Raw genomic sequence first — 10,091 nt, 5'->3', positions numbered from 1 at the left:
AAACTGGCGCCGACTCGGCAGGGCTCAGCCGGAAACTGGCGCCGACTCGGCCTAGGAGGAGCGGACGGCCACGAGGTCGGCGAAGGCCTCGAGGGCCTCACGGACGGGACCGGGGGGGACGACGGCCAGGTGGGCCTTGGCCTCGTGGGCCTGCGCCACGACGTAGTCGCGGGCCTGGGCGAGCGCGGGGTGGGCGCGCAGCAGACGCAGGGCCTCGGCGTGCCGGTCGTCGTCGGTGAGGTCGCCGTCGAGCAGCTCGAGCAGCCGCGCGTCCGCCGGGTCTGCCGAGGCGCGCGCCATCAGCACCGGCAGCGTGGGCACCCCCTCGCGCAGGTCGGTCCCGGGGGTCTTGCCGGACTCGCCGGACTCGGAGGCGATGTCGAGGATGTCGTCGGAGAGCTGGAAGGCCGAGCCGACGATCTCGCCGTACGCCGTCAGCGCCTCCTCCACCTCCGGCGTCGCGCCACCGAACCGGGCGCCGTAGCGTGCGGAGGTCGCGATGAGCGATCCGGTCTTGCCGGCCACCACGTCGAGGTAGTGCGCCAGCGGGTCCTCGCCCGGAGCGGGCTGGACGGTCTCGAGGATCTGGCCCTCCACCAGGCGGGTGAACGTCTGAGCCTGGATGCGGACCGCGTCGGGGCCGAGGTCGGCGGTCAGCTCGGAGGACTTCGAGAACAGGAAGTCGCCGGTGAGGATCGCGACGTGGTTGTCCCACCGGGCGTTCGCGGACACCGCACCGCGGCGCAGCTCGGCCTCGTCCATCACGTCGTCGTGGTAGAGCGACGCGAGGTGCGTCAGCTCGACCACGCACGCGGCCGTGATGACCTCCGCGGCCTCCGGTCGGTCACCGGTCTCGGCGGCCAGCAGCACCAGCAGGGGCCGGAACCGCTTGCCGCCCGCGCTCATCAGGTGGCTGGCCGTCTCGCTCACGAAGCCGGCCCGGCTCACCACGTGCCCCGCGAGCGCGACCTCGACCGCGGCCATCCGCTCGCGCAGCCGAGCGGCCAGCGCCTCGTCGGTGACCGGGAGCGCCAGTCCGGAGGAAGGGGAACTCACCTGACGAATTGTCCCGCATTGGCCGCGAGATCGAGCACGGGGCCGGGAACGACGCCCAGCACCAGCGTCGCCGCGACGCCGACGAGGATCGTGGCCGAGGTCAGGACCGACGGCTTCGTGACGCTCGCGACCTCGCCCTGGGCGGTGACGTCGTCGTCGTCGAAGAACATCAGCAGGATCACCCGGACGTAGAAGAACACCGCGATGATGCTGCACAGGATCGCGGCGATCACCACCGGCCAGGCCCCGGCCGCCAGCGCGACCGTGAAGACGGCCCACTTGCCCACGAACCCTGCGGTCAGCGGGATGCCGGCCATCGAGAGCAGGAAGAACGCGAACAGCCCGGCGACGAGCGGGGAGCGCCGGCCCAGGCCGCGCCAGCGCACGAACTGCGTCGCCTCACCGCCGGAGTCACGGACCAGCGTGACCACCGCGAAGGCGCCGATGATCGAGAAGCCGTAGGTGACCAGGTAGAACAGCACCGCCTGCAGCGACGTCACCTCGCCGTCGGCGAGCTCGGAGGCCTGCTGCACGCCGAGCACGCCGGTCAGCAGGAAGCCGGTGTGTGCGACCGAGGAGTAGGCGAGCATGCGCTTCATGTCGGTCTGGACGATCGCGAGCACCGCGCCGACGAGCATCGTGAGGATCGCCATCACCCACAGCATCGGCTGCCAGCTCCAGCGCTCGGAGCCGAAGGCCACGTAGAACAGCCGCAGCATCGCGCCGAACGCGGCGATCTTGGTGCCGGCCGCCATGAACGCGGTGACCGGGGTCGGAGCGCCCTGGTAGACGTCCGGGGTCCAGGAGTGGAACGGCGCGGCGCCGACCTTGAAGAGCAGCCCGACCGAGAGCATGCCCAGTCCGATGAGCAGCAGCGTCTGGTTGCCGAGGTCGTCGCGGACCGCCTCGTTGATCTGCGAGAAGCCCATCGAGCCCGAGAAGCCGTAGACGAGCGCGGCGCCGTAGAGGAAGAACCCGGACGAGAACGCGCCCAGCATGAAGTACTTCAGCGCGGCCTCCTGGCTCAGCAGGCGGCGCCGGCGCGCGAGCCCGGAGAGCAGGTACAGCGGCAGGGAGAGCACCTCGAGCGCCACGAACAGCGTGAGCAGGTCGTTGGCGGCCGGGAACAGCATCATGCCGCCCAGCGCGAACATCATCAGCGGGTAGACCTCGGTGTGCTCGAGGCCCCGGGTCGAGGCCTGCCGCTCGGCCTCGGTGCCGGGCAGCGCCGCGGCCTGGCCGGCGAACGCCGACACGCCGCCCTCGAGGCGTCGCTCGGCGAACAGCAGGATGCCGCCCAGCCCGAAGACCAGCAGCATCCCCCAGAAGAACACCGTCGGTCCGTCGACGACGATCGTGCCCTCGACGTCGATCGCGCCCCGGGCGACGCCGTCGCCGAGCACGTCGAGGTCACGGGCCACCAGGATCGTCCCCACCAGCGCGGCGAGCACGCCCGCCGCGGCGAGCACGGTCTGGATCAGGAATCGACGCGTCCGCGGGGCGAACGCCTCGACGAGGACGCCGGCGCACGCGACGCCGAAGACCACGAGGAGCGGCCACAGGTCGCCGTACTCGATCGTGGGCTTGGTGAAGTCCATCAGTGCGTACCTTCCTCGGCGTGGTCGGCGACCGTCGGAGCGTCGTCGGAGACCCCGACGTGCTGGAGCAGCGAGTCGACCGTCGGGTTGCTGACGTCGAGCAGCGGCATCGGGTAGAAGCCGAAGAACACCAGCGCCAGCATCAGGGGGACGACCGCGACCAGCTCACGCCGGTTCAGGTCGGTCAGCGCCTCGTCGCCGGGCGCGGTCGGCCCGGTCATGGTGCGCTGGTAGAGCCACAGCACGTAGACGGCCGCGAGCACGATGCCGGTGACCGCGATCGCACCGACCCACCAGTGGTAGTCGAACGCCGAGATCAGCACCAGGATCTCCGAGACGAACTGGCTCAGGCCCGGCAGGCCGAGCGTGGCCAGCCCCGCGACCAGGAACAGTCCGGCGAGCACCGGCGCCTTGGACTCCACACCGGTGATCTGGCTGATCAGCGAGGTGCCCTTGCGGCGGATCAGGTAGCCGGCGATGAGGAACAGCGCCGCGGTGGCGACACCGTGGTTGACCATGTAGAGGATCGCGCCGGTGCCACCCTGGCTGGTGAACGCGAAGATGCCGAGCGTGATGAACCCGAAGTGGCTCAGCGAGGTCAGGCCGATCAGGCGCAGGATGTCGTCCTGGCCGATCGCCACGAAGGCGCCGTACACGATCGAGACGAGCGCAATCGCGACCACGACCGGCGTCGCCCACTGCGACGCCTCGGGGAACAGGCCCAGGCAGAAGCGCAGCATGCCGTAGGTGCCGATCTTATCGAGCACGCACACCAGCAGCACGCTGGTGCCGGGCGTCGCCTTCTCGGTGGTGTCCGCCAGCCAGGTGTGCACCGGGAACAGCGGCGCCTTGATCGCGAACGCGATCATGAACCCGACGAACAGCCATCGCTGGGTGTCGGTGCCGATGTCGAGCTGCTGGAGGTCGCCGAGGAGGTACGACGGCGTGCCGGCGTCCGAGGACACGACGTAGAGCCCGATCACCGCGGCCAGCAGCACGAGGCCGCCGCCGAGCTGGTACATCAGGAACTTGAGCGCGGCGTACCCGCGGCCGGCCCGGCCGAACCGGCCGATGAGGAAGTACGCCGGGATCAGCGTCGCCTCGAAGACCACGTAGAAGAGGAACACGTCGGTCGCCGCGAACACCGCGAGCGAGAACGACTCGAGCGCGAGCGCCCAGGCGACGAACGCCGCCGGGGATCGGTCGTCCGCCTCGTTCCACGCGGCGACCAGCACCAGCGGCACCAGCGCGACCGTCATCAGGATCAGCAGCAGGGACAGCCCGTCGACGCCGAGCGCGTAGTGGACGCCGAACGCCTCGATCCAGGTGTGGGTCTCGGTGAACTGCATGCCGTCGCCGGTGTCGTACTGCACCGCGATCGCGATGCCGACCGCGAGGGTCAGCAGCGAGAACACCAGGCCGGCCTGCTTGGGCAGGACGGACCCGGGCGCCTTCGGCAGGAACGCCGTCACGAGGGCGCCGACCAGTGGCAGCGCCCAGAGGACGGTCAGCCAGGGAAGGTCGTTCATGCGAGATTCACCGCCAGGAGGGCAAGGACGACGAGGAGCGCGCCGCCGAGGAGGGACAGGGCGTAGGTGCGGACGAATCCGTTCTGCGCACGCCGGAGGAAGCCACCGAGGTCACCCAGCGCGAGCGGGCCGCCGGTGAACGTGCCGTCGACGACGTGCTTGTCGACGAGCAGGAGCCCACCGATCAGGCGGCGGCTCGGGTTGACCACGAGGCCGTCGTTGATCTGGTTGCCGTAGAGCTCCTCGCGCGCGGCGCGGGTCACGAAGGACACGTCCTGCGGGGCGGTGCGCGGCACCTGCTGGCGGCCGAAGAGCATCCAGGCGATCGCGACGCCGGTGGCGACCACGAGCACGGCGATCGTGGTGATCGCGAGCGCGGGCAGCGGCGGGTCGTCGTGGGCGCCGGCGCCGACGACCGGCGCCAGGAAGTCCTGGATCCAGTCGCCCGCGAGCATCACGCCGCCGAGGACCGACAGCGCGGCGAGGACGATCAGCGGGATCGTCATCACCGACGGCGACTCGTGCGGGTGCACCTCGCGCTCCCAGCGCTTCTCGCCGAAGAACGTCATCAGCATCATCCGGGTCATGTAGAAGCCGGTGATGCCGGCGCCCAGCAGCGCGCAGATGCCGACCAGCCAGTTGTCGGCCAGCGCGGTCTCGATGATCTTGTCCTTGGACCAGAAGCCGGAGAAGCCGGGGAACCCGATGATCGCGAGGTAGCCCATCGCGAACGTCAGGAACGTCACCGGCATCATCTTGCGCAGCGCGCCGTAGTGGCGCATGTCGACGTCGTCGTTCATGCCGTGCATGACCGAGCCGGCGCCGAGGAACATGTTGGCCTTGAAGAAGCCGTGCGTCAGCAGGTGGAAGATCGCGAAGGCGTACCCGGCCGCGCCCAGGCCGGCACCGAGCATCATGTAGCCGATCTGGCTCATCGTCGAACCGGCCAGGCCCTTCTTGATGTCGTCCTTGGCGCATCCGATCGCGGCGCCCCACAGGATCGAGATCAGGGCGATGACCACCACCGCGGTCTGGGCGTCGGGCGCGAGCTCGAAGATGAAGTTCGAGCGGACGATCAGGTAGACGCCGGCGGTCACCATCGTCGCGGCGTGGATCAGCGCCGACACGGGCGTCGGGCCCTCCATCGCGTCCAGCAGCCAGGCCTGAAGCGGGAACTGGGCGGACTTCGCGCACGCGCCGAGCAGCAGCAGGAACCCGAGGATCGTCAGCTTGGTCTCGGACGCTCCGGCGGCGTTCGCGCTGATCACCGTGAAGCTCGTGGACCCGAAGGTCACGAAGAGCATCATGATCGCGGTCGACATGCCCATGTCACCGACCCGGTTGATCACGAACGCCTTCTTGGCGGCCGCCGCGGCCGAGGGCTTGTGCTGCCAGAAGCCGATGAGGAGGTACGACGCGAGGCCGACGCCCTCCCAGCCGAGGAACAGCCCGAGGAAGTTCTCGGAGAGCACCAGCATGAGCATCGAGGCCACGAACAGGTTGAGGTAGCCGAAGAACCGGCGCCGGCGCGGGTCGTGGGCCATGTAGCCGATCGAGTAGACGTGGATCAGCGAGCCGACGCCGGTCACCAGCAGCAGGAACAGCGCCGAGAGCGGGTCGTAGAGCAGGTCCATGCCGACGTCGAGGTGGCCGGTCTGGATCCAGTCGAACACGTGCTGCTTGATCTGGCGGTCGCCGTCGTCACGGCCGAGCAGGTCGGCGAAGAGGAGCAGCGAGATCACGAACGACCCGATCGGCAGCAGCGTGCCGAGGAGGTGGCCCCACTTGTCGGTGTACCTGCCCCCGACCAGCAGGATCGCGGCGCCGGCGAGCGGCAGCGCGACCACCAGCCACAGCAGCGAGTAGACACCGTCCGCGCTGGTCGGGTCGACGACCGGGATGGCGCCCTCGTTGAATGCGTACATCTGAGCGTGGCTCCTAGTACTTGAGGAGGCTGGCGTCGTCGACCGAGGCCGAGCGACGGGTCCGGAAGATGGTCATGATGATCGCGAGCCCGACGACCACCTCGGCCGCGGCGACCACCATGACGAAGAACGCCGCGATCTGGCCGTCGAGGTTGCCGTGCTGGCGGGCGAACGCGACGAGCGCGAGGTTCGAGGCGTTCAGCATCAGCTCGATGCACATGAAGACCACGATCGCGTTGCGGCGGGTCAGCACGCCGACACACCCGATCGTGAACAGGATCCCCGAGAGGACCACGTAGGCGGTCACGTTCATTCGGGGCCCCCGACGAAGAGTGAGCGGAAGGAGCGGAGCGACTGGAGCGAGCGCTTCGGTGGGGTGTAGTTCATTCGGCGTCCTCTCCGGTCGCAGGTCCGGTCTCAGGTCCGGTGGCGGGGGCCGCCTCGGTGGTGGTGGCGGGCGCGACCGCGTCACGCCCGCTGTGCGCGGCGCCGCCGATCTGGCCCTGGATCTGGTCGATGTCCTCGGCCATGGCCGGGGCCGAGCGGACGGTGCCGCGGGCGGCGAGGACCCGGGAGACCGAGGACTCCGCGGCCGTGCCGTCCGGCAGCAGCGCCGGGGTGTCCACCGCGTTGTGGCGCGCGTAGACGCCCGGTGGCGGCAGCGGCCCGACATGGGCGCCGTGGTCGGCGTAGTCCTTCATCCGCTGCGCGGCCATCGACGCCTGGGTCGCCTTCGGGGTGAGCCGCTCGCGGTGGGCGAGCACCATCGCGCCGACGGCCGCGGTGATCAGCAGCGCGCTGGTGGTCTCGAACGCGAACACGTAGCGGGAGAACAGCACGTTGGCCAGGGCCTGGATGTTGCCCTCGGAGTTGGCGTCCTCGAGGCCGACGGCCGAGCCGAGCGAGATCTGGCCGAGGCCGATGATCAGCACCACGCCGAGCGCGAGGCCCGCGATCGCCGCGAGCACCCGCTGGCCGCGGATCGTCTCGACGAGCGAGTCGGAGGCGTCGACACCGACGAGCATGACCACGAACAGGAACAGCATCAAGATCGCGCCGGTGTAGACGATGATCTGCACCGCGAACAGGAACGGCGCCTCGAGCGCCGCGTAGAGCACGGCCAGCGACATCATCACGACGGCGAGCAGCAGCGCGGCGTGCACGGCCTTGCGGACGAACAGGATGCCGAGGGCCGCGATCACCATGACCGGGGCGAGGATCCAGAACGCGATCATGCTCCCGCCTCCGTGCCGGTGCTGTCGGGTACGGCGGCGAACTCGCCGCGGTAGTAGGCGCCCTCGTCGTCACCGAGCCGCATGGGGTGCGGTGGCTGCTCCATGCCGGGCAGCAGCGGAGCGAGCAGGTCGGACTTCTCGTAGATCAGGTCCGCGCGGTTGTCGTCGGCCAGCTCGTACTCGTTGGTCATCGTCAGCGCGCGGGTGGGGCACGCCTCGATGCACAGGCCGCAGAGGATGCAACGCAGGTAGTTGATCTGGTAGACGCGGCCGTAGCGCTCACCGGGGCTGAACCGGCCGGACTGACCGTCGGGGCCGACCTCGTCGGTGTTGGAGGCACCCTCGACGTAGATCGCGTCGGCCGGGCAGGCCCAGGCGCACAGCTCGCACCCGACGCACTTCTCCAGGCCGTCGGGCCAGCGGTTGAGCTGGTGCCGGCCGTGGAAGCGCGGCGCCGTCGGGACCTTCTCGAAGGGGTACTGCTCGGTGACGACCTTCTTGAACATCGTCCGGAAGGTCACCCCGAACCCGGCGATGGGGTCCCAGAACTGCTCTCGCATGCTCTTGGACTCGGAGCTGCCGGCCATCAGATCTCCTCCCCCGGGCCGCCCGCGGCGGCACTGGGCTGTGACGTGGACTGCGCCGTCGTGGCGGACGCGGTGACCGGCGAGCGGTCCTCGAAGACGAGCGGGCCGGCGGCGCCGCGGACGGGACCGCCCGCGGGCATCGGCGGCACGGGGAACCCGGACCCCGTCGCGAACTGCGGGGCCGCGGCCGGCTCCTCCTCGGTGCCGCCGATGAAGAACAGCACCAGGAAGATCGCGGCCAGCACGCCGATGCCGATCAGCAGGTAGCGCCGGTCGATGCCGCCGTCGAGCGAGATCGCGCGGATCGTCGCGACCGCGATGATCCAGACCAGCGAGATCGGGATCAGCCGCTTCCAGCCGAACGCCATGAACTGGTCGTAGCGCAGTCGCGGCAGGGTCCCGCGCAGCCAGATGAAGATGAAGATGAAGAACAGCACCTTGCCGAGGAACCACAGCACGGGCCAGTAGCCCTCGTTGGCGCCGGCCCAGGCGTGGTCGAGCCAGAACGGCGCGTGCCACCCGCCGAGGAACAGCGTCGTCGCGACCGCGGACACCGTCGCCATGTTGATGTACTCGGCGAGGAAGAACAGCGCGAACGTCATCGAGGAGTACTCGGTGTGGAAGCCGCCGACCAGCTCGCCCTCTGCCTCCGGGAGGTCGAACGGGGCACGGTTGGTCTCGCCGACCATCGAGATCATGTAGATCACGAACGACGGCAACAGGATCAGCCCGAACCACAGGTTGTCCTGGGCCTCGACGATCTCGGAGGTCGACATCGAGCCGGCGTAGAGGAACACCGCGACGAGGGCGAGCCCCATCGCGACCTCGTAGGAGATCATCTGCGCGCCGGAGCGCAGGCCGCCGAGCAGGGAGTACGTCGAGCCGCTCGACCAGCCGCCGAGGACGATGCCGTAGATGCCGAGTGAGGCGATCGCCATCACGAACAGCACGGCGACCGGCATGTCGGTGAGCTGGAGCGGGGTGCGGGTGTCGGTGAACGGGATCGTCACCTCAGGCCCGAACGGGATCACCGAGAACGTCACGAACGAGGGGATCACCGCGATGATCGGCGCGACGAGGTAGACGACCTTGTCGGCCGCCTTGGGGATGATGCCCTCCTTGAAGATCAGCTTGAGGGCGTCGGCGAGCGACTGCAGGAGGCCGAAGGGGCCGTTGACGTTCGGGCCCGGCCGGTGCTGCATGCGGCCGACCACGCGGCGCTCGAACCAGATGTTGAACAGCGTCAGCAGCAGGAGCAGCACGAGGATCGACACGGCCTTGAGGCCGATGACCCACCAGGCGTCGTGCCCGAACTGCGAGAGCGCGTTGCTCTCCATCGGCACGAGGCTCGGCACCAGGGCGGTCAGGGCGGTCATGCGTCGGCTCCCTTCGCGACGGTCACGCGGCTGCCGGGGGCGGCCAGGTCGGCGAGCACGCCGCGGCCGAACGAGTTCGCCGGGACCCACACCACGCCGTCATCGAGGTCGGCGGGCTCGGCCGGCAGGGTCACCGAGCCGCGGTCGCCGGTCAGCGTGACGGTCGAGCCCAGCGCGTCGTACGTCGCCCGCGACAGCCGCGCCACGGGCCTCCGGCCGGTGGCCCGGTAGTGCTTGTCACCGTCTTGCATCGAGCCGTTGTCGATGAGCTGCTTCCAGCTCGCGAGCGCGAGCCCATCGACGGTCGACGAGGTTGCACCAGCGACCGACTCGAAACCGTCGAGCGAGGCGCGCCCGCCGTCCCAGGGGCCCATCTCCTCCATCTGGGCGCGGGTCTCCTCGACGGTCCGGAAGCCCAACGGGCTGCCCATCTCCTCGGCGATGCCGGCCAGGACCCGCAGGTCCGGCAGCGAGGTCGCGCGGTGGAAGACCGCGGGGAACGGCCGGGGCCGGCCCTCCCAGCTGACGTACGTGCCGGCCTTGTCGGCGGGTGGAGCGACGGGGAACACCACGTCGGCGGCCCGCGTCACGTCGGTCTCGCGCAGCTCGAGCGCGACCACGAACGACGCGGCCGCGACGGCCGCGCGGGTGGCCGCGGGGTCGGCGGTGTCGTCGGGGTCCACGCCACCGATGACCAGGCCGCCGATCTCGCCGGCGGCGAGGGCGGCGACGATCGCGTCGGCGTCGCGACCTGCGGCCTCGGGCAGCGAGTCGACGCCCCAGGC

General features: G+C 70.1%; 8 protein-coding genes and 1 pseudogene. All 9 read right to left on the bottom strand.

Annotated features, from left to right (window positions below; genetic code table 11):
* Positions 1 to 51: 51 nt before the first annotated feature.
* Complete coding sequence (locus VGD85_RS04130; protein ID WP_331062181.1) at positions 52 to 1,056, bottom strand: polyprenyl synthetase family protein; 1,005 nt, start codon at positions 1,054 to 1,056, stop codon at positions 52 to 54.
* The gene (gene nuoN / locus VGD85_RS04125) at positions 1,053 to 2,654 is read right to left on the bottom strand and encodes an NADH-quinone oxidoreductase subunit NuoN (RefSeq protein WP_331062180.1); all 1,602 of its coding nucleotides are present in this window, start codon (positions 2,652 to 2,654) and stop codon (positions 1,053 to 1,055) included. Before nuoN ends, VGD85_RS04130 begins: the two co-directional genes overlap by 4 nt.
* Complete coding sequence (locus VGD85_RS04120; protein ID WP_331062179.1) at positions 2,654 to 4,183, bottom strand: NADH-quinone oxidoreductase subunit M; 1,530 nt, start codon at positions 4,181 to 4,183, stop codon at positions 2,654 to 2,656. The genes nuoN and VGD85_RS04120 overlap by 1 nt, the downstream gene beginning before the upstream one ends.
* Positions 4,180 to 6,108, bottom strand: a complete 1,929-nt coding sequence (gene nuoL / locus VGD85_RS04115) for an NADH-quinone oxidoreductase subunit L (RefSeq protein WP_331062178.1) — start codon at positions 6,106 to 6,108, stop codon at positions 4,180 to 4,182. Before nuoL ends, VGD85_RS04120 begins: the two co-directional genes overlap by 4 nt.
* Before the next feature lie 13 nt (positions 6,109 to 6,121).
* Positions 6,122 to 6,421, bottom strand: a complete 300-nt coding sequence (gene nuoK, locus VGD85_RS04110; RefSeq protein WP_331062177.1) for an NADH-quinone oxidoreductase subunit NuoK — start codon at positions 6,419 to 6,421, stop codon at positions 6,122 to 6,124.
* Positions 6,422 to 6,491: 70 nt separating this feature from the next.
* The gene (locus tag VGD85_RS04105; RefSeq protein WP_331062176.1) at positions 6,492 to 7,343 is read right to left on the bottom strand and encodes an NADH-quinone oxidoreductase subunit J; all 852 of its coding nucleotides are present in this window, start codon (positions 7,341 to 7,343) and stop codon (positions 6,492 to 6,494) included.
* On the bottom strand, positions 7,340 to 7,930 hold the full coding sequence (gene nuoI / locus VGD85_RS04100; RefSeq protein WP_331062175.1) for an NADH-quinone oxidoreductase subunit NuoI: 591 nt from the start codon (positions 7,928 to 7,930) through the stop codon (positions 7,340 to 7,342). The genes VGD85_RS04105 and nuoI overlap by 4 nt, the downstream gene beginning before the upstream one ends.
* Positions 7,930 to 9,306 (bottom strand): NADH-quinone oxidoreductase subunit NuoH, encoded by a 1,377-nt coding sequence (gene nuoH, locus VGD85_RS04095; protein WP_331062174.1) that lies wholly within the window; start codon positions 9,304 to 9,306, stop codon positions 7,930 to 7,932. Before nuoH ends, nuoI begins: the two co-directional genes overlap by 1 nt.
* A pseudogene (locus tag VGD85_RS04090) lies at positions 9,303 to 10,091 on the bottom strand (NADH-quinone oxidoreductase subunit G); the annotation flags it as partial. The pseudogene VGD85_RS04090 and the gene nuoH, both read right to left, overlap by 4 nt.

Origin of the sequence: Nocardioides sp. (assembly GCF_036401255.1) — a bacterium.
Lineage (GTDB): Bacteria > Actinomycetota > Actinomycetes > Propionibacteriales > Nocardioidaceae > Nocardioides.
Note: the sequence above shows the minus strand (reverse complement) of the source record. Positions and strands in the feature narration are given on the sequence as shown.

Bases quoted from the DNA above. Each gene is read 5' to 3' on its own strand.
- nuoN (WP_331062180.1), bottom strand. From the start codon at position 2,654: ATGGACTTCACCAAGCCCACGATCGAGTACGGCGACCTGTGGCCGCTC.
- VGD85_RS04120 (WP_331062179.1), bottom strand. From the start codon at position 4,183: ATGAACGACCTTCCCTGGCTGACCGTCCTCTGGGCGCTGCCACTGGTC.
- nuoL (WP_331062178.1), bottom strand. From the start codon at position 6,108: ATGTACGCATTCAACGAGGGCGCCATCCCGGTCGTCGACCCGACCAGC.
- VGD85_RS04105 (WP_331062176.1), bottom strand. From the start codon at position 7,343: ATGATCGCGTTCTGGATCCTCGCCCCGGTCATGGTGATCGCGGCCCTC.
- nuoK (WP_331062177.1), bottom strand. From the start codon at position 6,421: ATGAACGTGACCGCCTACGTGGTCCTCTCGGGGATCCTGTTCACGATC.
- nuoI (WP_331062175.1), bottom strand. From the start codon at position 7,930: ATGGCCGGCAGCTCCGAGTCCAAGAGCATGCGAGAGCAGTTCTGGGAC.
- nuoH (WP_331062174.1), bottom strand. From the start codon at position 9,306: ATGACCGCCCTGACCGCCCTGGTGCCGAGCCTCGTGCCGATGGAGAGC.